The 25438-nt window shown below is 70.7% G+C and carries 20 protein-coding genes and 1 pseudogene; 16 read left to right on the top strand and 5 right to left on the bottom strand.

Features of this window, described 5'->3' with window-relative positions; genetic code table 11:
* Positions 1-94 precede the first annotated feature (94 nt).
* The 8 genes from ABD329_RS04180 to ABD329_RS04140 all read left to right on the top strand — a co-directional run bounded on the left by ABD329_RS04180 (position 95) and on the right by ABD329_RS04140 (position 8615).
* Positions 95-712 (top strand): RNA polymerase sigma factor, encoded by a 618-nt coding sequence (locus tag ABD329_RS04180; RefSeq protein WP_037960569.1) that lies wholly within the window; start codon positions 95-97, stop codon positions 710-712.
* A complete protein-coding gene (locus ABD329_RS04175; protein ID WP_198278616.1) occupies positions 705-1679 on the top strand; it encodes a CU044_5270 family protein in 975 nt (324 codons plus the stop codon). The genes ABD329_RS04180 and ABD329_RS04175 overlap by 8 nt, the downstream gene beginning before the upstream one ends.
* A 426-nt stretch (positions 1680-2105) precedes the next feature.
* Positions 2106-4493, top strand: a complete 2388-nt coding sequence (locus tag ABD329_RS04170; protein ID WP_246618651.1) for a glycosyltransferase — start codon at positions 2106-2108, stop codon at positions 4491-4493.
* A gap of 109 nt (positions 4494-4602) precedes the next feature.
* The gene (locus ABD329_RS04165; RefSeq protein ID WP_198278618.1) at positions 4603-5070 is read left to right on the top strand and encodes a hypothetical protein; all 468 of its coding nucleotides are present in this window, start codon (positions 4603-4605) and stop codon (positions 5068-5070) included.
* Between the two features lie 166 nt (positions 5071-5236).
* On the top strand, positions 5237-6199 hold the full coding sequence (locus ABD329_RS04160) for a glycosyltransferase family 2 protein (RefSeq protein WP_214664813.1): 963 nt from the start codon (positions 5237-5239) through the stop codon (positions 6197-6199).
* A 161-nt stretch (positions 6200-6360) separates the two neighbouring features.
* A complete protein-coding gene (locus tag ABD329_RS04150; protein WP_198277027.1) occupies positions 6361-7146 on the top strand; it encodes a GntR family transcriptional regulator in 786 nt (261 codons plus the stop codon).
* A 2-nt stretch (positions 7147-7148) separates the two neighbouring features.
* Positions 7149-7910: a glycosyltransferase family 2 protein gene (locus ABD329_RS04145; RefSeq protein ID WP_198277026.1), complete on the top strand. Its 762-nt coding sequence runs from the start codon at positions 7149-7151 to the stop codon at positions 7908-7910.
* Between the two features lie 90 nt (positions 7911-8000).
* Positions 8001-8615, top strand: coding sequence for a dihydrofolate reductase family protein (locus ABD329_RS04140; RefSeq protein WP_198277025.1), 615 nt, complete (start codon positions 8001-8003; stop codon positions 8613-8615).
* Between the two features lie 18 nt (positions 8616-8633).
* Here the strand turns inward: ABD329_RS04140 and ABD329_RS04135 are convergent, their stop codons facing one another.
* The 4 genes from ABD329_RS04135 to phoU form a co-directional block, all read right to left on the bottom strand.
* Positions 8634-9557 carry an FkbM family methyltransferase gene (locus ABD329_RS04135; RefSeq protein WP_198277028.1) on the bottom strand — a complete coding sequence of 308 codons (924 nt, stop codon included), beginning with the start codon at positions 9555-9557 and terminating at the stop codon, positions 8634-8636.
* A gap of 246 nt (positions 9558-9803) precedes the next feature.
* On the bottom strand, positions 9804-14063 hold the full coding sequence (locus tag ABD329_RS04130; RefSeq protein ID WP_309142707.1) for an nSTAND1 domain-containing NTPase: 4260 nt from the start codon (positions 14061-14063) through the stop codon (positions 9804-9806).
* A gap of 469 nt (positions 14064-14532) precedes the next feature.
* The gene (locus ABD329_RS04125; protein WP_198277023.1) at positions 14533-14763 is read right to left on the bottom strand and encodes a hypothetical protein; all 231 of its coding nucleotides are present in this window, start codon (positions 14761-14763) and stop codon (positions 14533-14535) included.
* Positions 14764-15231: 468 nt separating this feature from the next.
* A complete protein-coding gene (gene phoU / locus ABD329_RS04120; RefSeq protein WP_198277022.1) occupies positions 15232-15909 on the bottom strand; it encodes a phosphate signaling complex protein PhoU in 678 nt (225 codons plus the stop codon).
* Positions 15910-16233: 324 nt separating this feature from the next.
* Here phoU and phoR point away from each other — a divergent pair, with 324 nt between their 5' ends.
* Both phoR and phoP read left to right on the top strand, forming a co-directional pair.
* Positions 16234-17529, top strand: a complete 1296-nt coding sequence (gene phoR, locus ABD329_RS04115) for a two-component system sensor histidine kinase PhoR (RefSeq protein ID WP_198277021.1) — start codon at positions 16234-16236, stop codon at positions 17527-17529.
* Positions 17526-18206 carry a two-component system response regulator PhoP gene (gene phoP, locus ABD329_RS04110; RefSeq protein WP_037960596.1) on the top strand — a complete coding sequence of 227 codons (681 nt, stop codon included), beginning with the start codon at positions 17526-17528 and terminating at the stop codon, positions 18204-18206. The genes phoR and phoP overlap by 4 nt, the downstream gene beginning before the upstream one ends.
* Before the next feature lie 282 nt (positions 18207-18488).
* Here the strand turns inward: phoP and ABD329_RS04100 are convergent, their stop codons facing one another.
* Entirely contained in the window at positions 18489-19196 is a 708-nt protein-coding gene (locus ABD329_RS04100; protein WP_198277020.1) for a DUF461 domain-containing protein, read from the bottom strand.
* Between the two features lie 680 nt (positions 19197-19876).
* Between ABD329_RS04100 and ABD329_RS04095 the strand changes: the two genes are divergently transcribed.
* The 6 genes and pseudogenes from ABD329_RS04095 to ABD329_RS04070 form a co-directional block, all read left to right on the top strand.
* The gene (locus ABD329_RS04095; RefSeq protein ID WP_009716930.1) at positions 19877-20359 is read left to right on the top strand and encodes a CarD family transcriptional regulator; all 483 of its coding nucleotides are present in this window, start codon (positions 19877-19879) and stop codon (positions 20357-20359) included.
* 370 nt (positions 20360-20729) lie between these two features.
* Complete coding sequence (gene ispD / locus ABD329_RS04090) at positions 20730-21524, top strand: 2-C-methyl-D-erythritol 4-phosphate cytidylyltransferase (protein ID WP_198277019.1); 795 nt, start codon at positions 20730-20732, stop codon at positions 21522-21524.
* Positions 21514-22014, top strand: a complete 501-nt coding sequence (gene ispF / locus ABD329_RS04085; protein WP_198277018.1) for a 2-C-methyl-D-erythritol 2,4-cyclodiphosphate synthase — start codon at positions 21514-21516, stop codon at positions 22012-22014. The genes ispD and ispF overlap by 11 nt, the downstream gene beginning before the upstream one ends.
* A gap of 151 nt (positions 22015-22165) precedes the next feature.
* Positions 22166-23563, top strand: coding sequence for a cysteine--tRNA ligase (cysS, locus tag ABD329_RS04080; protein WP_198277017.1), 1398 nt, complete (start codon positions 22166-22168; stop codon positions 23561-23563).
* A 161-nt stretch (positions 23564-23724) separates the two neighbouring features.
* Positions 23725-24675 carry a 23S rRNA (guanosine(2251)-2'-O)-methyltransferase RlmB gene (rlmB, locus tag ABD329_RS04075; RefSeq protein WP_198277016.1) on the top strand — a complete coding sequence of 317 codons (951 nt, stop codon included), beginning with the start codon at positions 23725-23727 and terminating at the stop codon, positions 24673-24675.
* Between the two features lie 195 nt (positions 24676-24870).
* Positions 24871-25438, top strand: a pseudogene (locus ABD329_RS04070) (hypothetical protein); the annotation flags it as partial.

The following is a 25438-nucleotide window of genomic DNA, read 5'->3' as shown; positions in this document are numbered from 1 at the left end:
AGGTCGGCCCCAAGGGAACTCACTGGGGGCGACGGGCGAAGGAGAGATGAAAGCCCAAGCCTTCGAAGCGTTCCCCAGGATGAGAGGAGCCCCGATGACCGTCGAACCAGGCGTCCGCACGGGGGCGGAGAGCGATGCCTCGGTCATTGCACGGTCCCGGGATGAGCCCGAGGCATTCGCCGTGCTGTTCGACCGGTACGCGGATGCGGTACACCGTTATCTGGCCCGTAGGCTCGGCGGCGAACCGGCCGACGACCTCATGGCGGAGACCTTCACCACTGCTTTCCAGCAGCGGCACCGGTACGACCCCGCGAGGGCCACGGGCAACGACGCCCGGCCGTGGCTGTTCGGCATAGCGACCAACCTGGTCGGCCGGCACCGGCGGGCCGAGGCCCGCCGGTTCAAGGCCCTGGCCCGCATCCCGGCTCCCGCCGACCACGAGGAGCCGCTGGCCGACCGGGCCGCGGCCCGGGTAGGGGCACAGGCCGTACGCCGCGAGCTGGCGGCGGCACTGGCCGCACTGCCCGCGCGGCACCGGGACGTGCTGCTGCTCGTGGCGTGGGGCGGTCTCGGCTACGAGGAGGTGGCCCAGGCCCTCGGTGTCCCCATCGGCACGGTCAGATCACGGCTGCACCGGGCTCGCAGCAAGCTACGCGAAGCGTTGGGCGGATCCGATCCGACGACACTGCGAGAGGCATCCGGCCATGACTGACGAACTCGAACTCCTGCGGGACTGGGACGCGGACGCGGCCCCGCTCACCGAACCGGCCCGAGTGCGGGCCCGCCACCGACTGCTCAACACGATGACGCGCACGGAGCGGCACCCCGACACCGCGCCCAGCCGCCGCCACGCGCTGCGCCTCGCGACGGCCGCGGTGGTCACCATGGCGGTTGCGGGCACGGCGGTACTGCTCACCGAGGACGGCGCCGACGAGCGCGGCCGCACCGACCGCGCGGGCACGAACGCCCCGCGGATGCGCAACGTCGCCGCCGTGACGGTGCTGAACGGGGCGGCAGCGCGGGCGAGTAAGCACGAGAAGCCCGTGGCGCCGCGCGATGACCAGTTCATTTACTGGAAGCGGATCATCAAGGAGACGGAGCGGAAGACCGGCGCGGTCAAGACCTATGTGGACGTGAACTGGGACTCGGTGGACGGCTCCAAGCGATCTCTGACCATGGAGCTCGGCCGGGTGATCTGGGAGAAGCCCTTGGGGAAGAACGAGGGCGTGTGGCCGCCTCGGGAGTGGAGCAAGCTGAAGGAACTGCCCACCGACCCGGAGAAGCTCACCCAGGCCATCGTCGGCGTCGGCACGTCCGACAAGCCGATCGACGACTTCACCGCGTGGGACTGGTACGACGCCTACTTCATGCTCGGCGAGCTCCTGAAGTGGCCGGTACTGCCCGAGGGACTGCGTCCCGCCGCGTACGAGGCGCTGGCCCTGGTGCCCGGGGTCAAGGCGACCCCGGGGATGAAGGACTCCGCCGGGCGCACCGGGGTGGGGATCTCCTACCCCAAGCGCGCGTCCGAGAAGGGCAAGTACCTCATCTTCGACCCGGAGTCCTATGAATTCCTGGGCTTCCGCGACGAGCGGACCTCGCGTTCCGGGAAGAAGACGTACGTCCAGCTGTCGCACGTGGCGGACTGGGCGATCGTCGACCGCTTGAAGCAGCGCCCCTAGGCCCCCTTAGCGCTCCAGCGGGATTTCGCTGTCCAACCTGGGACGAGGTCAGGCGGCTGGAGTGCATCGGGCTGATGGCTGGTGAGGGGCGGTCTCGTGGAGACCGCCCCTCGAACGTGGGGCAACGCCGCCGGTAGTGGCAGTTGCAGCGGTCCTGCGCTCTGATAGCGCATGTGCGCCCGGCCCCGGTGGATGGTCCATCCACGCCACGCCGCGGGAGTGCCGCTTACGAGTCGTTCACCCGTCAGGGGTACGACGCCTGTACGTAGCTCGCCCGGTCGACGCGGCGGGTCAGCCCCCTGCCCTGCCCGATGCGCCGAGCCCACCGTTCGGGTGATTGCTCCTGCGACGGGCATCACCGAATATCCGGCCCTTCGGACAACCCGACATACTGTGCTAATGACGGCACAAAAGACAATTCCCCCCTTGATTCACCAGACATGGAAAGACGCCGACCTCCCTCCGACATGGCAGAAGTGGGCCGAGTCCTGGCGGCTGCACCACCCCGGCTGGGGCTACCGGTTGTGGACGGACGCGGACAATCGCGCCTTCCTCCAGGAGCACTATCCGTGGTTCCTGCCGGTCTACGACGGCTATCCCGAACCGATCATGCGGGCCGACGCGATCCGCTATTTCCTGCTCGACCATTTCGGCGGCCTCTACGTGGATCTGGATTTCGAGTGCCTGAAGCCGGTCTCCGACCTCCTTGACGGACGCGAACTCGTTCTCGGCTGCGAACCCGAGGCACACACCCGCTTGTTGCTGGCCCGGCAGCGCGGGTTCACCCGCATCGTCGGCAACGCGTTCATCGCGTCACGGCCGGGCCACCCCTTCTGGGCGGCTCATGTGCACCGCCGACTGGTCGGCGCCCACAAGCTGCCGCACACGCTCGATGCGACCGGCCCGTTCTTCCTCACCAGAGCGGTCGACAGTGCCCCGGAGCCGGACTCGATCACGGTGGTCGGCCCGGAGACCCTGTACCCGGAGGTGAGCCCGTACGCGACAGAGCTGTTCGGCATGCAGGAGGCCGACTATGACCGTGCCTACGCCGTGCACCACTGGTCGGGCAGCTGGGCCTGCGACACCGCGACCGCGCCGAGGGTCTCGGTGGGCAGACGGCTCCCGTTCTGGGCCAGCCAGGAGCGGCAACCGGTCGCCGACGGCCTGCTCAACCTGGAGGCGCAGCGCCGCCGTTGGGCTTCGGGCGCGCCGGCGCCGACCGTATCCTGCCTGATGGTGACCAAGGACCGCTCGGCGACGGCACGCCGCGCGATCAGGTGCTTCACCGCTCAGACCTACCCGAACCTGGAGCTGGTGGTGCTGGAGGACGGCACCGATGACGCGCTCGAGCAGCACATCCGTGACCTGGACGACCCGCGGATCCGCCATTACCGGCTCCCCCCGGAGCGACGGACCTTGGGGGAACTGCGCAATGAGGCGGTGGACCGAGCCACCGGGCCGTACGTGTGCCAGTGGGACGACGACGACCTCTACGACCCGGAGCGGGTGGAGACCCAGATGGCGGCGATTCTCTCGCTCGGCGCCGACACGTGCTTCCTCGCCCGTGAGCGGCTGTGGTGGCCCGCCCGGCGCAAGCTCGCCATCTCCTGCGCGCGGGTCTGGGAAGGGTCGATGGTGTGCGCGAAGGACCGGCTCCCGCGCTATCCGGCCGAACGCCGCGGCGAGGACACCCCGGTGGCAGAGGAGCTGGTCCGAAGCTGCCGGGTCGTCTCGGTGGACGCGTCCGACCTGTACACCTACGTGTGCCACGGGAACAACACCTTCGACGAGTCACATTTCGCGGAGCACTTCGAGGTGGCGACCCAGGTGTGGGCCGAACCCGGCGCCTACGCCGCGCAGTTGCTCGCCATGGCGGCCCGGCTGCCGATCGAGCCGGGGGACATCGCGCACGCCGAGACCGCCGCAGGCGCCGCGAGGACGTACGAGCGGAAGCCGCAGCCGGTCACCGAGCCGGCCCCGGCACCGGCGAGCGAGCGGCCCCCGGTGCTGGTGCTCACGCCCCTCAAGGACGCGGCCGCGTTCCTGCCCGGCTATCTGGACCGCCTGCGCACGCTGGACTACCCGCGCGAGGCGATCTCGCTGGGCCTGCTGGAGGGCGACAGCAGGGACTCGACCCCGGAACTGCTCCGGCAGGTCCTGCCCGGCATCGAGGCGGAGTTCCGGCGGGTGACCCTCGTCCACCATGACGTCGGCCTCCAGTTGGCCGGAGCCCGCTGGGAGCCGGGGATCCAGCGCCGGCGCCGGTCGGCGCTGGCCAAGGTACGCAACCACCTCCTCGCCCGAGCCCTGGCCGACGAGGAGTGGGTGCTGTGGCTCGACGTCGATGTCACCGACTACCCGGCGGACCTCGTCCAGCGCCTGCTCGGCGCGCGCAAGAACATCGTCGTCCCGCACTGCGCCACCGCGCCCGGCGGGCCGACGTACGACCTCAACACCTTCGTCCTCAAGCCTGGAGCCACCACGCTCAACTGGGCCCAGTGGCTGCGCGACGGCATCCTTCAGCCTCCCAGGGGTTTCGGCCGGACGTATCTCGACGAGTTGCGTGGACGCGGACTCGTCCGCGTCGACTCGGTCGGCGGAACCGCGTTGCTGGTCCGCGCGGAGTTGCACCGCGACGGCCTCAACTTCCCGTCCTTCCCCTACCGGCAGTTCATCGAGACCGAGGGGCTGGCCGCGATGGCCCTGGACATGGGAACCGCCTGCTGGGCGCTGCCCGAGCTGGAAGTGGTGCATCCGCACCACGGCGCACCGCGGCCGGAGCCCGCCATCCTGGCCGTCACGCACACGGAGTAGTCATTTTGCCGCATAAGGTGACCAAACTTACGGTGACTTTGCTGCCCGCGCCGCGAAGTACACCGGCGTTCCGGGGCGGCTCCCCCGCACCCAAAGGAAAGGTGCCACCGTGAAATCCCGTGTCATGACCTCACTGGCCCTGCCTGCCGCGCTGGCCACGGCCGGGCTGCTCAGCAGCGCGGAGGCGGCCTACGCCGCCGTCGCTCCGGACACGCAGACGGGGACGGCGACGTACGGGTACTCAGGACAGCCGATGAGCGGCGACGTCACCCTCACGCCCGGGACCAGTCACCCCTGCGAGCCGATAGGCAACGTCACGATCACCGACTACGGGCACTGCTGCCCGCCGGTGAACAACGTCACGATCACCGACTATGGGCACTGCTGCCCGCCGGTGAACAACATGACCATCACCGACTACGGGCACTGCTGCCCGCCGGTGAACAACATGACCATCACCGACTATGGGTGGTTCTGCGGGGTCGACGACGACCTCGGACGCGAGTACGGGTTCGGCCACCACGAGTACGCGGACGACCCCTACGACCCCCAGCGTGGGGAGCACGCGCACAGCTAGCGCAGGATCCGTTGCCTGCCCGGCCGTGGGCCCGCAGAAGCGGCCCGGGGGGACGGCCGGCGCTCGGAACACCGGCTTCCGGTCCGCCCGATTCCCACTCCCACTCCCCTTCCCTTCCCCGTTCCCCTCCCCGTTCCTGTTCCCGTCCCGAACCGAAAGACCGCGCATGCCCCACAATCCCGACCCTGTGGTCTCGGTGGTCATCCCCTGCCATGACTACGCCCGCTATCTTCCCGAGGCCGTGTCCAGCATCCTTGCCCAGACCTTCCAGGACTGGGAGCTCCTCGTCGTCGACGACGGCAGCACCGACAACACCGTCGAGGTGGCCCGGTCCCTGATCGCCCGCCACCCCGACCGGCGCATCAGGCTCGTCCAGCGGCCGAACGGCGGCGTCTCGGCCGCCCGCAACACCGGGATCGAGGCAGCCACCGGCCGCTACGTCCTTCCGCTGGACGCCGACGACGTGATCGCTCCCACGATGCTCGAGAAGACCGTCGCAGTCCTGGACGACAGCCCCGGCATCGCGATCGCCTCCACCGATGTGTTCACCTTCACCGAGGACGATCTGCCCCCGCAGACGATGTCCCTCCCCGCCTACAGCCGGGAACTGATGCTCCAGCGGCTGATCATGTTCTACTGCTCGCTGTACCGCCGGGAGGTGTGGCGGACCGTGGGCGGCTACGACGAGAGCATGCGGGCCGGAGAGGACTGGGACTTCTGGGTCGGCTGCGTCGAGCACGGCTTCGATGCCCACCACATCCATGAGCCGCTGTTCGGGGCGCGCAACAAGGACACCGGACTCCACGTGGAGGCCGCCGAGAACGACCTGGCCATCCGGGCGCGGATTGTGGCCAACCACCCGAGCCTGTTCAAACCGATCACCCATGGCTGGGCACAGGCCGTGCTCAGCCAGGCCGCGGAAGTCTGCCTGCGGGACGAACGCGTGCCCGACGACATCCTCACCCGGGCCGCCGAGATGGATCACTTCCTCACCGCGGTGATGGCCTTGCAGCGCACGGCGCGGGTGCAGCACTACCACATCCAGCGGCTGAACAAGGAACTGGCGGCTCACCGCCACGCGGCCGGCTCTCCCGTCCAGGAGAAGGGCCCGACCACGTCGGCGGTTTGAGGAGGGCCGGGGCGCCGCCCTTGATCTTGCGGCGGTCCATCATCGCCGTCCCGCGAGCCAGCTCCAGCGGGTAGTACGACTTCAGGACTCGGTCCTTAAGACGTCTTGAGGACTTACGCTGAAAGCGTCCGCACCCGTGCGACCTGGGACGGTGAGCACACATGGCCAAGTACGAGCAGATCGCGGACGCCCTGCGCCAGAGCATCCGCACAGGTCGGCTGGGCCCCGGAGAGCGGCTTCCGGCCGAGGACAAGCTCGCGGCGCGGTATCGGACGAGTGTGCCGACGCTTCAGCGGGCGCTGTCGGAGCTGGTGGCCGAGGGGCTGATCGACAGGCGGCACGGGGTGGGGACGTTCGTAAGGACTCCGCGCCGGCGGGTCGAGCGGAGCAACGCGCGGCACCAGTGGGAGAAGGACCGGGCCCGCCGGTCCAGGGCGGAGCGGCTGCGGACCGGGTCGACCGAGCACGACACCGGGCTGGAGGTCGGCGACCTCGCCTTTCACGCCGAGTACCGCGACGCGAAGGCCGACGAGGACCTGGCGTCGGTCTTCGGGGTCCCCGTGGGCACGCGGCTGCTGGAGCGGATCTACCGCACCAACTGCCGCGAGGAGGACGCGCCGTTCGCGCTCGTGCACTCCTATCTGGTCCACGACGTCGTGGCCGCCAACCCCGACCTGCTCGACGCCGCCCATGAGCCCTGGCCCGGCGGCACGCAGAATCAGCTCTACACGATCGGCGTCGAGCTGGACCGCATAGAGGAACGGATCACGGCCCGCCCGCCGACGGCGGAGGAGGCCGAGGCGCTCGGCCTCAAGAAGGGAGTTTCGGTGATCGTCCTCCGGAAGATCTGTACGGACATCGGCGATCGGGTCGTCGAGGTCTCCGACGTCACGCTGTGCGGAGACCGTACGGAACTCGTCTTCACCACGCCCCTGAAGAGGTGGTGACCATGCCGAACACCATCACCGTCATCACCGCGGTCCACGCCCCGGGCGCGGCACATCTGCCGGACGCCCACAAGTCGCTGTGCGAGCAGGAGCTGCCGGACGGCTGGGACTGGCAGTGGATCGTCCAGGAGGACGGCGAGACCGACGCCGTACGGCCCTACGTGCCCGACGACGCCCGCGTCAGCTTCGGCCAGGGCCGGGCAGGCCGGGCCGCGATGGCGCGCACGATGGGGCTCTCGCGAGCCGAGGGCGCGTACATCAAGGTGCTGGACGCCGACGACATGCTCACCCCCGGCGCCCTCGCCCGCGACCTCCGCGCGCTCACCGACCACCCGGATCTCGGCTGGGCCACCTCCCGCGCCCTTGACCTGCTGCCCGACGGCTCCACCGCCGGCTTCGAGGGCGATCCGCCGCAGGGGCCCATCGCACGCGGCGCGGTCCTCGAATTCTGGCGGGCGAACGACCACCGCGCCCAGGTCCACCCCGCCACCCTCTTCGTACGCCGGGACCTGCTCCTCGCCCTCGGCGGCTGGATGGCCCTCCCCGCCTCCGAGGACACCGGCCTCCTCATGGCGCTCAACGCGGTCAGCCGCGGCTGGTTCACCGCCGAGACCGGTCTGCTCTACCGCAAGTGGCCCGGCCAGGTCACCAGCCAGTCCGCCCACACCGACGCGGCCGAGCGCGCGGCACGGTTCGCGGTGGTCGAGGCGCGGGCCCGGGTCCTGGCCGCCATGGACGGCTGGCGCTACGAAGACACCCGCTGAAAACCCGCTCGCCGCCGCCGATGAGTTTGCGCGGCCTCCCCGGTCTGAGAGGAGGAAGAGCTCACCGGCCGCATCCCACGGAGGGGCATCATGAGGAAGATCACCGCCAGCCTGTTCATCTCGCTCGACGGGGTCGTGGAGGCGCCCGACCAGTGGCACTTCCCCTACTTCAACGACGAGATGGGCGCCGCGGTCGACGCGGGCCTCGGCGCGGCCGACACCCTTCTCATCGGCCGCAAGACCTACGACAGCTTCGCCGGAGCCTGGCCGGACCGCGAGGCGGCGGGCGGTGAGGACGCCCACTTCGCCAAGAAGCTCGGCGACGCCCGCAAGATCGTCCTGTCCCGCCAGAACCTCAGCTTCAGCTGGCGGAACACCGAGCAGCTCAAGGGCGACTTCGCCGAGGCCGTCACCGCGCTGAAGAACGAACCGGGCGGGGACATCGCCCTCAGCGGCTCGGTCTCCGTCGTCCGGCAGCTCATGGCGCACGGCCTGCTGGACGAGCTGCACCTGCTGGTCCACCCGATCGCCGTCCGCAAGGGCATGCGGCTGTTCGACGAGAGCGAGACCACGCTCCCGCTGAAGCTGCTCTCCTCCGCCACCTTCAGCACCGGTGTGCTGCACCTCGTCTACGCCCCGGCCGGGTCCACCACCGACGCCACCTACGAGGACGCCAGGACCCACCTGCCCCGGGACGACCAGTAGCCGCCCCGGGAGGACCACTCAGGGCAGGGTCTCCGCGTCGACCCGGGAGAAGACCAGGTCGCTTTCCTCGGTGACCGGCGCCCGCCAGCGGACCGGGACCTCCGGTGGGCGCCGCAGGGCGTCCGGGTAGCTGGCTGCCGCGTAGTCGTTGGGCAGGCGGTAGACGTGGAAGCCGTGGTCCTGGAGGGCGGTCAGCAGGTCTTCGACGGAGTCGCCCAGGTCGGACATGCGCTGGGGGGTGACCTCGACGGTCAGTTCGGCGTCCGGGCGGAGTTTGTCGAGGAGGGGGACGAGGCCGCGGACCACGCTGCCTTCCGCGCCCTCCACGTCGATCTTGATGACCCGGGCGTTGGCGATCTCGTCGTCGGTGAGGAGGTCGGGCAGCGGCTGGGCCGCGATCTCGAAGCTGGACTCGGCGGGGCCGTCGTAGGGGACGACGCTGTTGGCGCCCATGTTGCGGGAGCTGGCGAGGATGAAGGTCAGCAGCTCGTCGCGGTCGGAGACGGCCGCGTTGAGGGCGCGGATGTTGGTGCGGTCGTTGCGCCGGGCATGGCGCTGGAGGAGCTGGTGGAACGTCGGTGAGGCCTCGATCGCCACCACCGTCCCGCCGCGCCCGACCAGACGGGAGGCGAGGACGCTGTAGTAGCCGATGTTGGCCCCGACGTCCACGAAGACGTCCCCGGGCTTCAGCCGGCGCTGGAGCCACCGCGTCATATGGGGCTCCCAGACCCCGAAGAGGTAGAGGTACCGCTGGATGAGGTCCTGGGTGTCGACGGCGAAGGTGGCGCCGAAGCGCGTACGGGCCAGGCGGTGCAGGGGGCGGTCCCGCAGGGCGGCGTTGAGGTGGCGCTCGACCAGGGCCCGCTTGCCCGCGCTCCAGGGCGCGTGGCGGACGTACTCACGGCCGAGGTCGAGAGCGGCCTGGTCGACGAGCCTGCGGATCACGGGGTCTCCAGGTGGGGGAGGTGTCTTCTTGTGGTGCGCGCGATCTCGTTCGGTGTCGCCGCACCGGTGCCCAGTGTCTCCCGGACACGCCCCCGGACATGGAAGCGCCCGACCGCTGGCGACGGGGGATGCACCAGCGGTCGGGCTGTACCTAAGAGTAACGCGGTCGCCGGGGTGGGGAAGCCGACTCCTCCCCGCGGTGAGCAGTTGTGACCGCGATCACGCAACGTTCGCGCAACGTCGTCACTGCCCGCACGGAGGCGCGTACGAGAGCCGGGAGAGGTATTCATCCCATTTCTCCGGAGTCAGTACGCCTCGTGTCATCGAGCAGATGCGATGTACCGCCTCATCCACGTCCAGGCTCCACAGCCGGACCGTGTCCGCCCCGCTGGACACCCCGAGCATCCGGCTGTGCGGGCTGAACGACAGGAAATTGCCGGTCTTGGCGTTGGGGCTCAGCGACTGGCCGATGGACGTGGCCTTGGACGGAACGGTGACGTCCCACAGCCGGACCGCGTTGTCGTTGCCGCCGCTCGCGAGCGTGTCGCCGTCCTGGCTGAAGGTCAGCGACACGATCGCGTCGGTGTGGCCGGTGAGCGGGGACCGCAGCCGGGTCACCCTGCCCGGGTCGGTGACGTCCCAGAGCCGGACCGTGTTGTCGTCGCTGCCGCTGGCCAGCGTATGGCCGTCGGGGGTGAAGACGAGCGCGTTGACGGGTCCGAGGTGGCCCGTGACCGGCGCGCCCCGCGGGGTGGCGTGGCGCGGGTCGGTCACCTTCCACAGCCGGATGGTGTTGTCCGCGCTGCCGCTGGCCAGCGTGCGGCCGTCCGGGCTGAAGACGAGGCTGTTGACGTAGCCCCGGTGGCCGGTGAGCGGTTTGCCGAGCCGGCGGACATGCGACGGGTCGCTGACGTTCCACAGCTGGATGGTGTTGTCGTTGTACGCGGTCGCCATCATGCGCCCGTCCGGCGTGAAGCCCAGCGCGCCCGCGAACCGGGTCCGCAGGGGGAGGGGCGGCTTGTACGGGACGGGCCGGGCGGGATCGGTGACGTTCCACAGCCGCACCTGGTGGCCTCCGGTCATCATCGCCAGGGTGTGGCCGTCCGGGGTGAACGTCAGCTCCCGCACCGAGCCCTTCCCGGGGGTGAACGGCTCGCCCAGCGGCACCGGCCGGTTGGGATTCTCCACGTTCCACAGCCGGACCTTCTCGTCGCGCCCGGCCGTGGCGAGCACCCGCCCGTCCGGACGGAACACCCCCATCCGGCCGACCATGTCCGACGTCGGGATCGACCACAGCCGGACCGTGTTGTCGCCGCTCCCGGTGGCGAGGGTCCGCCCGTCGGGGCTGAAGCCCAGGGCGTACATCTCGCCGCTGCTCCCCGCGAGCGGCTCGCCGACCTGCGACGGATACGCCGGATCGCTGACGTTCCACAGGCTCGCCGTACTGTCCTGGCTGGCGGCGGCGAGCATGGATCCGTCCGGGCTGAAGGACACCGACCAGATGGGGCCGATGTGGCCGGTGAGCGGCGAGCCCAGCGGTTCCGCGTGACGCGGATCGCCGACGTCCCACAGCCGGACGGTGTTGTCCGCGCTGCCGCTGGCGAGGGTCCGGCCGTCCGGGCTGAACGCGACGGAGTGGATCAGGTCCTTGTGGCCGGTCAGCGCCTTGCCGATGCGCTTCGGACGGCGCGGCTCCGCCATGTTCCACAGCCTGATCGAGGCATCGTCGCCACCGGCCGCCAGCGTCCGCCCGTCGGGGCTGAACGCCACGGAGCGCACGGCGGCGGTGGCGCCGGTCAGCGCGCCGATCGCCTTCGGCCGGCCCGGGCGCCTCATGTCCCACAGGCGCACCACGCGATTCTCCGTGGCGGTGGCCAGCGTGCGGCCGTCCGGGCTGAAGGCGAGCAGATAGATCGTGCCGTCATGGTGGGAGAAGGGCGTGCCGAGCGGGCGCGGATGGCGGGGGTCCCGCACGTCCCACAGGCGGATCGTGCCGTCGTCGCCCGCGCTGGCGAGGGTCTTGCCGTCCGGGCTGAAGACCGCGCTGCTCACCCAGCTCGTATGGCCGGTGAGGGGCTTGCCCAGGGGTTTGGGGCGGGTCCGGTCCCGCACGTCCCACAGCCGTACGGTCCGGTCGTAGCTGGCGGTGGCCAGCAGCCGCCCGTTCGGGCTGAACGAGGTGAGGTAGACGGCGCCGGTGTGCCCGTGCAGCGGCGTGGCCAGCGGCGCGTTCACCATCGACAGCAGCCGGTTCCTGGTGGCCTCGTCGTGCGGCCGCAAGTCGTGGGCCACCAGGGCCAGCTGGGCGGACAGCGACGGATCCGTGTTCTGGAAGCGATCGGCCTCGGTGACCACCTGCTCGAACACGGCGTCGTCCCGCTGCTGCCACGCGACCACCGCCGTCCCCGCGGCCAGCACCGCCAGCGCGACCAGAGCCGACACCGCGCCACGGCGGAGCCACACCGTGCGCCTGCGCAGCCGGACCGAAGCGGCCAGGAACTCCACCGCGCTACGGGTCAGATAGGTGCCGCCGGCGGTCTTCGCCCAGGTGTGGGCCTGCTCCAGCCGGGAGCCCCGGTAGAGGAGGGACGAGTCGCGGTTCGAGCCCTCCCAGGACCGGCCGTCCTCCTCCAGCCGCTGGCGCACCAGATGGTCGTTGCGGTCCTCGTCGATCCAGTCGCGCAGCCGTGGCCAGGCGTGGAGCAGCGCCTCATGGGTGATCTCCACGGTCTCGGCGTCGAGCGTCACCAGGCGGGCGCGGACCAGCGTTTCGAGCGATTCCTCCGTCTTGCCCGGATCCGTGGACTCCCGCGCCAGCTGGTGCCGGGTCCCCCGCCTGCGGGTGGCCTGGGTGTCCTCGCCCAGCCGGACCAGCCGGAGGAGCAGCAGCCGCGCGGCGGTGCGCGCCTCGGAGTCGAGGCTGGACCAGGCGCGTTCGGCGGTCGCCGCCACCGCCCCCTGGATGCCGCCCGCCGCGCGGAAACCGGCCAGCGTCAGCCGTCCGCCCTTCCGGCGCTGCCAGGTGGCGAGCAGGGCGTGGGAGAGGAGCGGCAGTACGCCCGCGTCATGTGACCCGCGCGGGCCGTCGGCGCTCACCTCCCGGACGATCAGCTCCGCGAGCCCCGGTTCGAGCTCCAGCCCCACGGCCTTGGCCGGGCCGGTCACCGCCTCGCGCAACTCGGCGGTGGTCAGCGGCCCGAGCACCATGTGCCGGTGCTGGAGCGCGTCGGCCAGCTCGGGGTAGCCGAGGCACAGCTCGTAGAAGTCGGCGCGGATGCCGAGGACGACGAGCACGGGGGGCGGCTCGCCGGGGCCGGCGGGGGTGCAGGCGGCGTGGAGGAGCTGGATGAACGCACGCCGGCCGGCCTCGTCGGAGCCGAGGGTGAACGCCTCCTCGAACTGATCCACGATCACGACGGGGCGGGCGTCGGAGGACGGTGCCTCGCGGTCCGCCCATGCGGTGACGGCCTCGCGGACCGCTTGGGCGAATTGTGGGGTGCCGGGTTCGGCTGGCTGTTTGTTCGTTATGGGCGCGCTCGTTATGGGTGCGTCTGCTGTCGACGTGTCTGTTGTCGGTGTGTCCGCTGCCGGTGCGTCTGTTGCCGGTGTGCCCGCTGGTGGTGCGTCCGCTGGTGGGCCGTCAGCCGCGCCTTCGTCCGCGCCCGGTTCGTCCGCGCCCGGTTCGTCCGCGCCCGGTTCGTCCGCGCCCGGTTCGTCCGCGCCCGGTTCATTCGCGTTCGGTTCGTCCGTTTCCGGTTCGTCCGGTTCCTTCGCCGTGGGGACCACGCGCGCCAGTTCGGGGATATGACGGGCCAGCTCCGCGAGCGGGTCGCCGCCCGGCACGAGTTGCAGTACGCCCCTCGCCCGGCCGCCCCCGTCGCCCGGTGCCCCGGTGCGCAGCGCGGGCACCAGACCGGCGTTCAGCAGCGAGGACTTCCCCGCCCCCGAAGCGCCCACGAGCACGACCAGGCCGCCCGTCTTCTCCGCCGTGTGCAACTGAGTGACCAGGGCGTCCGTGCTTCGCTCCCGGCCGAAGAACCACCGGGCGTCCTGCCGGCGGTACGAGGCCAGGCCCCGGTACGGGCATACGCCGCCGGGGACCGCCGGGCCCTCGGCCGGGGGCCCTTCCTCTTCTTCCGCCGACGGCGCGGGCCGGTCGCCGACCGGGTCGGCCAGCGCACGCTCCCAAAGCCGTTGCCAGCGGGCCATGTCGTACAGGCCCGGGGACACCGGTACGGGCCGTGAGCGCCGTGCGTCGGGTATCAGGACGTGCAGGACGGCCGCGAGGGCGGCGAACTGGGCGGGTACGTTCTTCGCTCGTCGCCAGTCGCTGATCCGCTGGGCGGAGACCCGTACGGGACGCCCCCGCTCATCGGTCCGCTGGAGTCGGACGACCGCCTCGGCCACGCTCTTGAGGGGAGGGTTACCGGCCTCCCTGTACAGCAGCGCGAGGCGTTCCGCGAAGGCTATGCGTGCCCCCGAGTCGGAACTCAAGGTCTCCACTCCTTACTTCCCCCGCGCTGGACATCCGGACCGGAAAACTCACTTTATATGGCTGACCAGCGGAGAAACCGGCAGCGTGAGACCGGAACCTCCTCGGTGGGAGGCACAGCTGGCAGGATCATGGCGCGAAGCGCATCCACCACGAGCCGTCCAGCCAGGCCATCAGCTCAGCGCACGGAGAGACAACCCATGGCACCGCATGTTCTCGGTCAGCTTTCGTCGCGGTCACGAGACGGCGGTCACGGGCGCGTCGCATGAGCCCCGGAGATCCGTGAAGCCGGTCCCATCGGGGACGGCGGTCGCATCGACCACGGATCCGGCCCCCGATCCGCACCCGTAAGGCGCGGATCGGTACCGCTCCAGCGTTCGGCACCGGTCCCCACGAGGGGAGGGACCGGCGCCGGACGTTGTGGCGGTTCTGCCGTCTCCGCTATGTCGCTGCGTCGCTGCGTCAGCCACGTCAGCTACGTCATCTGGGCGCGGCGGGCCAGTCGTCGGGGCCGCCGCCGTTCCACTCGATCAGCTCGGGGTTGTCCAGGGGCGCGGCCTCTTCCATCACGCCCGCGCGGTGCAGGAGCCGCCGGAGCTCGTCCGGGCTCACCACCACTCCGACGTCGGCGCCGTCGATCAGCACACGGCGGCGGCCGTCCAGCGGTTCGTCCACCACGACGCGAGGCGGGGCCGGGGTCTTGTCCTCCATAGCACCAGGCTCGCCGCTTACGGCGCCGACCGCACCTCGGGCGGGACGTGCCGAGGGGACGGGCCGAGGGGACGGGCCGAGGAATCCGCGACCGACGCGCGAGGGCCCGGGACGATCATCGGTCCCAGGCCCTCGGTTACGCGGTTCGTATCGGTCGCGCCGGTCAGCCGCAGTTGCCGCCGCACTGGCACGGACCGCCGGACTGACAGCCGCAGCCGCAGCCCGAGCCGCAGCCGCATGCGCCGATGGGGTGGGTCGGAGCGGGTTCGGGCTTGGAGAGGTCCGCCATGCGTCTCCTCCTCGGGAGGGGTCACGTCACCTGCTGCTCATGGTGCCGACGACCCGGTGGCCGAGCGCAGGGGCGCGTCGACGGCGCTTTGATGCACACCGTCGCAGATGCTCACGCCCCGTAGCAGCCCCCGCCCCTTCGGCGGTCACGTCCCTGCGGCGGTCACGCCCTCTCGAAGCTCACGCCTCCTCGACATTCCCCTGCGCCGATATCTCGTCGGCGTGCTCACCGGTGACCAGGTAGACCACGCGCTTGGCGACCGAGACCGCGTGGTCCGCGAAACGCTCGTAGTAGCGGCCCAGCAGCGTGACGTCCACGGCCGTCTCGATGCCGTGCTTCCAGCGGTCGTCCATCAGGTGCTGGAAGAGGGTGCGGTGCAGCAGGTCCATCGCGTCGTCGTCCTGCTCCAGCTGGAGCGCCAGGTCGACGTCCTTGGTGATGATGACCTCGGCGGCCTTCGCCATCAGCCGCTGGGCGAGCTGGCCCATCTCCAGGATCGTGGCGTGCAGGTCGTGCGGCACGGCCGAGTCCGGGAAGCGGAGCCGGGCCAGCTTGGCGACGTGCTGCGCGAGGTCGCCGGAGCGCTCCAGGTCGGCGCTCATCCGCAGGCTGGTCACCACTATCCGCAGATCGGTGGCGACCGGCTGCTGCCGGGCGAGCAGGGCTATCGCCCGTCCCTCCAGATCGCGCTGAAGATCATCGACCTTCTCATCGGCGGCGATGACGCTCTCGGCGAGCTTGAGGTCCGCGTCGAGAATGGCAGTGGTGGCACGGCCGATGGCCGAACCGACGAGCCGGGCCATGTCGACCAGGCCGTCCCCGATCGAATCAAGCTCCTCGTGGTACGCGTCCCGCATCACTGACCTCTTTCACTGACTCTCGGTGACGATCTTTGACAGACTCTGACAGGTTTCCTGGCAGTTCTCCGTGGCTCATGCCCCGGGGCCTCACACTTCCACGCTCCGGCCGAAACGCGTCCGCTTCCGGCATCGGGCGTTAATCACACCTGATGCCCAGGTGAACTCTCGGCAACGCGGCCCCGGCCGCCCCGTGTGACACCCGCTCGACGAAACGTCCGGAGTGAACCGATACCGACTCCTCGGTGAACTCTCGGCAACGTCTGACCGAGGGGATCGTCACGGGGCTGTGGAGGGGTCTCGCCGCCCGCATAACCTGGACGCATGAACGTGAACGCGGCGATCGCCGCAGTGGCGGCGCTCGCCGGGTTGTGCACCGGCGTCATCGCCATGCTGGCGTTCCGCTGGAGCGAGCGTGAACAGGCGAAGCCTACGCGCTCCTCGCTGCATACCGACGCCGTGCTGCCGCCCGGCGTGGACACAGTGCTTTCGGTACTGCGTTCCTCGGCCGTCGTCCTCGACGAAGCGGACGCCGTCGTCAAGGCGAGCTCGGCCGCGTACGCCCTGGGCCTGGTGCGCGGCGGCAAACTGGCCGTGGAGCCGATGCTGGCGATGGCCCGCGACACCCGGCGGGACGGCGAGATCCGGCAGATCGAGCTCGATCTGCCCCGCCGTGGCACCGGCCGGGGCGGCGACGCGCTCGCGGTCTCCGCCAGAGTGGCCCCGCTGGGCTCCCGGCTGGTCCTGCTGCTCGTGGAGGACCTCACCGAGGCCCGCCGGATCGAGGCCGTACGACGCGACTTCGTCGCCAACGTCAGCCATGAGCTCAAGACCCCGGTCGGCGCGCTGTCCCTGCTGTCCGAGGCCGTGATGGACGCGTCCGACGACCCGGAGGCGGTCACCCGCTTCGCCGGGCGGATGCAGGTCGAGGCCACCCGCCTGACCAGCCTGGTCCAGGAGCTGATCGACCTCTCCCGGGTGCAGAACGACGACCCGCTGGAGGACGCCGAGCCGGTCCGGGTGGACGAGCTCGTCGCCGAGGCCATCGACCGGTGCCGTCACCAGGCGGGTACCAAGCAGATCACGATGGCCACGGGCGGCACCGCCGAGCTGCACGTCTGGGGCAACCGTGGCCAGTTGGCCGCCGCGCTCGGCAATCTCGTCGAGAACGCGGTCAACTACAGCCCGGCCCGCACCCGTGTCGGCATCGCCGCCCGCCGTATCCCCGCGACCGGCGGGGACCTGATCGAGATCGCCGTGACCGACCAGGGCATAGGCATCTCAGAGAAGGACCGCGAGCGGATCTTCGAGCGGTTCTACCGGGTCGACCCGGCCCGCTCGCGGCAGACCGGCGGGACCGGACTCGGGCTCGCCATCGTCAAACACGTGGCCGCCTCGCACGGCGGGGAGGTCACCGTGTGGAGCGCCGAGGGACAGGGCTCCACCTTCACCCTGAGACTCCCGGAAGCCGGTGCGGCGCGGGACCGGGACCGCTCGCGGAGCGGGACGCGCGAGTCGAGCGAGTCGTACGACACCGGAGACCTCGATGGCGAGGACCACGGCCGGCCGTACGAGACCTTCACCAATGAACCACTCTCAGCCCCGGAGGTCCTTCCGTGACCCGAGTTCTGGTCGTCGAGGACGAGGAATCGTTCAGCGACGCGCTGTCGTACATGCTTCGCAAGGAGGGATTCGAGGTCGCGATCGCGACGACGGGCCCCGAGGGGCTCGATGAGTTCGAGCGGAACGGCGCCGATCTGGTGCTGCTCGACCTGATGCTGCCGGGTCTGCCCGGTACGGAGGTCTGCCGCCAGCTGCGCGGCCGGTCCAATGTCCCGGTGATCATGGTGACCGCCAAGGACAGCGAGATCGACAAGGTGGTCGGGCTGGAAATAGGCGCCGACGACTATGTGACCAAGCCCTTCTCCTCGCGCGAACTGGTCGCCCGGATCAGAGCCGTGCTGCGCCGCCGTGGCGAGCCGGAGGAGGTCACCCCGGCCGCCCTGGAGGCCGGACCGGTCCGGATGGACGTCGACCGGCACGTGGTCACGGTCGGCGGCGGCAAGGTGGATCTCCCGCTGAAGGAGTTCGACCTGCTGGAGATGCTGCTCCGCAACGCGGGCCGGGTGCTGACCCGTATGCAGCTGATCGACCGCGTCTGGGGCGCGGACTACGTGGGCGACACCAAGACCCTCGACGTCCACGTCAAGCGCCTCCGCGCCAAGATTGAGCCGGATCCGGGGGCGCCTCGGTATCTGGTGACGGTGCGGGGGCTGGGCTACAAGTTCGAGCCGTAAAGCCGGGGCTGAGCCCCGGTCCGCCGGACGGAGTCCGGCACAGCGTGCCGATGCCCGTGAGGCCCGCCAGGGCCGAGCGGTGCGAGGGGCGCACGCGGAAGGGGGGCTCGAGCCGGACCCGGGGGCGCCTCGGTATCTGGTGACGGTGCGGGGGTTGGGCCACAAGTTCGAGCCGTAAACCAGCCCGGTTGAGCCGTAAGCCGTAAGCCGTAGAGACCGGCTCATGCGTGAGGGCGGCCCTGGAGACTCCAGGGCCGCCCTCACGCATGTCTGGGTGCGGTCTCAGTGACCGCCGCCGTTCGGGGTGGGCTCGCCGGAGGCGATGCCTTTGGGGGCGCCGCTGCTCTCCTCGCCGCCGGGCTGGCCGCTCGCCGTGCCGGACGGGGTACCACTGGGCTTACCACTGGCGGTGCCGGTGGGCGTGCCGCTCGGCTTGCCGCCGGGCGTCGCCGAACCGGACGGCTTGGCGGTCGGCAGCTCGGACGGGCCCCAGCCCTTGAAGTAGCTCTTCGCCGGGACCACGAACGCGGTGATCGGGATGTTGCCGGTCGAGCTGAGGTCGAAGACGACCCGCTGCGCGTTGCCGTCCTGGGTGGCCTCGCGCCCGTCGCTGATGACGGCGGAGGCGTTGCCCTCGCCCCCGAAGGCCACCGAGCCGCCGTGCGGCACCACTACCGCGCCCTTGCCCTTGGCCGGGGACAGCTTCACCCGAGCGCTGGTGCCGGGGAGGGTGATGGCCTTGACGGTCTGGTCGTTCTTGCCGTTGTTGAAGATCCGGCCGGTGACGACGGCCGGGCCCTTGGCCGTGCGGTCCGGCTGGGTCACCACCGTGGCGTTCTGGATCTTGATGTCCCCGACGGACGTCGCGGCGTTGTCGGGCTTGACCTCCAGCGTCTGCGCGTCGTTCCCGGCTCCGCAGGCGGAGAGCGGGGCGACCGAGACCACGATGGCGGCTGCGGCGAGGGCGCCGCGTCGAAGGCTGCTGCTCACGGCGGCGGCATCTCCTAGGACGAGGTAAAGGTTGGATCAGCGCGCTTAGATTACCGATCCGCCCTCTTCGGCCCGCACCCGACCCGCCCCAAGGCGACCGGCCCCGGGGCGCCAGGCCCGTACGCTGCCGGTTCCGGCGGTGGTTCCGGCGGTGGTTCCGGCGGTGGTTCCGGCGGTGGTTCCGGCGTGGTTCCGTGGGTTTGGGCGCGGTTCCGGCGCGCTTCCCGCATGGGTTACGCGGTCCGTACCCCGCGCCGTGCCGAACTCCCGAATATCGGCTCGACCGGTCGCGCGGGAGATTATCGGTAAGGAATCCACGCATGTCCGAGAATTGATCACAGACTTGATCCGCTGTGCGTGATCAACTCCGTGATCAATTCGCGAATCGGGGCCGGATCCCTCACTACTGATCCGAACGGAGTAGCGGAAGTCCATCGACCGGACTCCGGCAAAACGGGACGTACGGTCACTCGTCCGGGCTTCTTCGGACGCGTAACGGGCGGGTTTCGGGGTGCCCGGACAGCCGCTCCCACCTGCGAATACCCGGTTCCGCAGGGCTCGTGCAGCACGTTCCTGCCGCACTTGTCAAGCCCCGAGATATGCCCTGACCTGCGAAAACGCCATTCAGAAGAAGCCGTTCCCGTGTTACTCTGGATAGCCACGGAAGGGGTACCTGTCACATGACGTTCAAGGTTGGCGACACCGTGGTCTATCCCCATCACGGGGCCGCGCTGATCGAGGCCATCGAAACTCGCCAGATCAAAGGCGTGGACAAGACCTACTTGGTGCTGAAGGTCGCCCAGGGTGACCTGACGGTTCGTGTGCCGGCGGACAATGCGGAGTTCGTCGGTGTGCGTGATGTGGTCGGCCAGGACGGGCTGGACCGGGTCTTCGAGGTGCTGCGCGCACCGTACGCGGAAGAACCCACGAACTGGTCCCGTCGCTACAAGGCAAATCTCGAGAAGCTCGCCTCCGGCGATGTGATCAAGGTTGCCGAGGTCGTGCGTGACCTGTGGCGCCGAGAGCGTGAGCGCGGACTCTCCGCCGGTGAGAAGCGCATGCTCGCCAAGGCCCGCCAGATCCTGGTGAGCGAGCTCGCCCTCGCCGAGAGCACCAACGAGGACAAGGCCGAGGCCCTGCTCGACGAGGTTCTCGCGTCCTGACACATCAATGCCGTGGTGCCCGAGTGACTCAGACGCGAATTCCCGCTGAATCGTCTGTCGCCGGGCGCTGCGGCATGCGTACGCGCCGGACGTCGTTGATCCCCGATCTCGTTGATCCTCGAGCGATCTCCTTTGATCCCCCGAGCGATCTCCGAGTCCCGAACGATCTCTGAGTCCCCGGCTGTCGAACCCCCGGTCACCGCACCTGGTGCCGATGCGCCACCGCGCGCACGACTGCGCGGTGTAGGTGTGCCGGGCCCGGGCAGCTGGCTCGACCAGTCGTCACGGAAGGGGCCGGTCGGGGCATCGCGCCCGGCACGCTGTGGCCATACCCAATTCGGCTGAGGAAGCAAACCTGAACGCCAACTCAATGTCCGCAACACCGGATCACGGCGGCTCCGGCGCGTCCGGGCGAACCGTCCGCACCGCCGCCGTGATCCCCGCCGCGGGCCGCGGAGTGCGGCTGGGTCCGGGCGCCCCCAAGGCGCTGCGCCCGCTGAGCGGTACGCCCATGCTGGTCCACGCCGTACGGGCAATGGCCGGATCCCGCTCCGTGTCCCTCGTCGTCGTGGTCGCCCCGCCGGACGGCGCCGACGAGGTGCGGCGGCTGCTGGACGGGTATCCGCTGAGCGGCAGCCTCGGAGACACCACCGAGGTGGTCGTCGTGCCCGGCGGCGAGACCCGCCAGGAGTCGGTGCGCAAGGGGCTGGCCGCCGTCCCCGAGACCGTCACCACCGTGCTGGTGCACGACGCGGCGCGGCCGCTGGTGCCCGTGGACACGGTGGACGCGGTCGTCGCCGCCGTACGGGACGGGGCGCCCGCCGTGGTCCCCGCGCTGCCGCTGGCCGACACCGTGAAGCAGGTCGATCCGCGCACCGGGGAGCGGGCCGGTGAGCCCGAGCCGGTGGTCGGCACCCCCGCGCGCGCCCTGCTGCGCGCCGTCCAGACCCCGCAGGGGTTCGACCGCGCCACGCTCGTGGCCGCCCACGAGAAGATCGCCCTGGAGGGCGAGGGCGCCACGGACGACGCGGGCATGGTCGAGCGGCTCGGCGTCGAGGTCGTGGTCGTCCCCGGCCATGAGGAGGCGTTCAAGGTGACCCGCCCGCTGGACCTGGTGCTGGCCGAGGCGGTTCTGGCCCGCAGGAGGGCGAACGATGGCTTCTGAGGCTTCCGGCGCGGCGATGCTCCCCCTGGTGGGCATCGGCACGGATGTGCACGCCTTCGAGAGGGGCCGTGAGCTGTGGTGCGCCGGGCTGCTGTGGGAGGGCGAGGAGTACGGGCTCGCCGGGCACTCCGACGGCGATGTGGCCGCGCACGCCGCCTGTGACGCGCTGTTCTCCGCCGCCGGACTCGGCGATCTCGGCGCCCACTTCGGCACCGGCCGCCCCGAGTGGTCCGGCGCGGCCGGCACCACGCTGCTCGCCGAGGCGGCCCGGATCGTCCGGGACGCGGGCTTCGGGATCGGCAATGTGGCGATCCAGGTGATCGGCGTACGCCCGAAGATCGGCAAACGGCGCGACGAGGCGACGAAGGCGCTGACGGCGGCCGTGGGCGCCCCCGTCTCGGTGTCCGGTACGACCACGGACGGGCTGGGGCTGACCGGCCGCGCGGAGGGGCTCGCGGCGATCGCGACGGCGCTGGTGTTCCGGCGGTAGCACCGTCTGGTGATGCGGTAGCACCGTCTGGTGATCAGGATGGGCGCGCGGGTGGGTCCGGAAGTGTCACCCGCGTCCCGAGTGTCACGCTTCTGTGTCCCCGTGGGGGAAGGGGCACGGGGCACCGTTCTCTTCCCACTACCCTTGATGCGTGACTATTCGCCTGTACGACACCAGCGCCCGGCAGATCCGTGACTTCACCCCGCTCAAGCCGGGCTGCGTCTCGATCTACCTGTGCGGCGCGACCGTGCAGGCCGCCCCGCACATCGGGCACATCAGGTCGGGGCTGAACTTCGACATCATGCGCCGCTGGTTCGCCCACCGCGGCTATGACGTGACGTTCATCCGCAATGTCACGGACATCGACGACAAGATCATCGCCAAGTCGGCGGAGCAGAAGCGCCCCTGGTGGGCGATCGGCTACGAGAACGAGCGCGCCTTCAACCAGGCGTATGACGTCCTCGGCTGCCTGCCCGTGACCTATGAGCCGCGGGCGACCGGTCATGTCCCCGAGATGATCGAAATGATGCGGGAGCTGATCGACCGGGGCCATGCGTATGCCGCCGAGGGCAATGTCTACTTCGATGTGCGCTCGTTCCCCGAGTATCTGAAGCTTTCCAACCAGGATCTGGACGGGCTGCGCCAGCCCTCGGGCGAGGGTGAGACCGGCAAGCGCGACCAGCGCGATTTCGCCATGTGGAAGGCGGCGAAGCCGGGGGAGCCCAGCTGGGAGACCCCGTGGGGGCGCGGCCGTCCCGGCTGGCACCTGGAGTGCTCGGCGATGGCGCACAAGTACCTCGGGCGCGCCTTCGACATCCACGGCGGCGGCGTCGACCTCATCTTCCCGCACCATGAGAACGAGATCGCGCAGGCCAAGGCGTTCGGCGACGACTTCGCCGCCTACTGGGCGCACAACGCCTGGGTGACCATGAGCGGCGAGAAGATGAGCAAGTCGCTCGGGAACTCGGTGCTGGTCTCCGAGATGGTCAAGCGCTGGCGTCCGATCGTGCTCCGCTACTACCTGGGCACCCCGCACTACCGGTCGATGATCGAGTACAGCGAGGAGGCCCTGCGCGAGGCCGAGTCGGCGTTCGCGCGGATCGAGGGCTTCGTCCAGCGCGTGGTGGAGAAGGCCGGGAACGTGGAGCCCGCCGCCGAGGTGCCGCCCGCCTTCGCCGAGGCGATGGACGACGACCTCGGGGTGCCGCAGGCGCTCGCGGTCGTCCACACCACCGTCCGCCAGGGGAACTCCGCCCTGACCGCCGACGACAAGGAGGCGGCGGTCGCCCGGCTCGCCGAGGTGCGGGCCATGCTGGGCGTGCTGGGTCTCGATCCGCTCGATGAGCACTGGGCGGGTGGCTCGGACCGCGGTGAGGATCTGCACGGCGTGGTCGATTCCCTCGTCCGGCTGGTCCTGGACCAGCGGCAGGCGGCCCGGGCCCGTAAGGACTACGCGACGGCGGACGCGATCCGCGATCAGCTCCAGCAGTCGGGTCTGCTGATCGAGGACACCCCGTCCGGCCCGCGCTGGGAGCTGGGCAGCCGCTGACCTGGCTGTTTGTGCCGCCCGCCGCGTCGGGCGGCACACTTGTGACCGTACATACGACCGTACGACCGTAGCCGCGTGTGGCGTGTGGGCGTGTGGCGTTCGATGTTTTTCCGTTGCCGTTTGCCGAGCAGCGCTGAGCAGTGAAGAGACAGGTGACATTCATGGCCGGCAACAGCCAGCGCAGGAACCGCCGTACCAGCAACAAGAAGGGCGCGACGGTCGGCAGCGGCGGTAAGCGGCGCCGCTCCCTCGAGGGCAAGGGGCCCACTCCGCCCGCCGAGATGCGCAAGGGACACGCCAAGCAGCGGATGGCCAACGCCCGCGCCCGCCAGGCCGCCAAGCGCCCCGTCCCGCGGCGCGGCGGCAAGGGCACGAACGAGCTGGTGGTGGGCCGTAACCCGGTGGTCGAGGCGCTGCGCGAGGGCGTTCCCGCGAACACGCTGTATGTGCAGCAGTTCATCGACAGCGACGACCGGGTGCGCGAGGCGCTGAAGGTCGCGGCCGACCGCGGCGGCATCCACCTCATGGAGGCGCCCAAGGCCGAGCTGGACCGGATGACGAACGGGCTGAACCACCAGGGTCTGGTGCTCCAGGTCCCGCCGTATGAGTACGCCCACCCCGAGGACCTGAGCGCGGCCGCCTTCGACGAGGGCGAGGACCCGCTGATCGTCGCCCTCGACGGGGTCACGGATCCGCGCAACCTGGGCGCGGTGGTGCGGTCCGTCTCCGCCTTCGGCGGCCATGGCGTGGTCGTACCGGAGCGGCGCGCGGCCGGGATGACCGCGGGCGCCTGGAAGACCTCCGCGGGCACCGCCGCCCGCACCCCGGTCGCCCGCGCGACCAACCTCACCCGGACCCTGGAGGGCTACCAGAAGGCGGGCCTGACGGTGGTCGGGCTGGCGGCGGACGGCGATGTCGAGCTCCAGGACCTCGAGGTGCTGGACGGCCCGGTCGTGATCGTCGTCGGCAGCGAGGGCAAGGGGCTGTCGCGGCTGGTGGGCGAGACCTGCGATCTGCGGGTGCGGATTCCGATGCCGGGTGGCGCGGAGTCGCTGAACGCGGGTGTGGCGGCGGGTGTCGTTCTGTACGAGGCGGCGCGGCGCCGGGCGTAGGCGGCGCGGCGGCGGGGCCGACTTTGGGGTGAGCGGTTGCCGGCGCCGGGTGTGACCCTGGGCTGAGCGGTTGCCGTCGCCCGGTGTGACCCTGGCCGATGATCTTGACGGGGCTCGGACAGATCGGGACGTCCCCGGCAGTGTCTTTCCCGTCCGTCACTCGGTTAGTTGGGCGTGGAGACCAGAAAAGCCCGCATGCCTTCGCCCCTGGCGGGACGCGCGGGGGGATTCGACGACGAACCGCAGCTGACCATGGCCAAGGTGCCATGCGATCCGGCGCAGGTCGCCGTCAATGCCCCGAGCTTCCGGGTGCAGCTCAGCGTCCCGGTCGTCAGCGACACGCTGACGGAGACGGCCCGGCTCGCCCGCGTCCCGGCGCCCGGCCGGCGTCGGCCGCCCGTGGTGTGGAGCGGCCGCACCCGCCCCGGCGGGGACACCGCGGCGACCCGGCTGCTCCAGGCCGTGCGGTACTCCTCCGAGGGTCTGACCGACAGTCTGTCCGATGGCCTCAACGACGGTTTGGGCCGTTCCCGGTCGGGTGAAGGCGCCGAGGACGTGGGCGCCACGCAGGTGCTGCCGAGGATCGCCCTCGACGACGACACGGCGCCCACGGTCATCGGCCCGCGCAGCCCCCGTACGGAGTCCGTGCCCCGGCCGTCCGGCGGGCGGCGGCGGCAGGGCGCGGACGGGCCGCACGAGGCGGGCGGAGCGCGCGGTTCTGGCGGAGCGCGCGGGGCGGGCCGGGCGAGCGCGGTGGCCAGGG

The organism is Streptomyces javensis (genome assembly GCF_039525925.1).
Taxonomy (GTDB): Bacteria; Actinomycetota; Actinomycetes; order Streptomycetales; family Streptomycetaceae; genus Streptomyces; species Streptomyces asiaticus.
The sequence above is the reverse complement of the archived record's forward strand: the minus strand, read 5'-3'. Positions and strand labels throughout refer to the sequence as shown.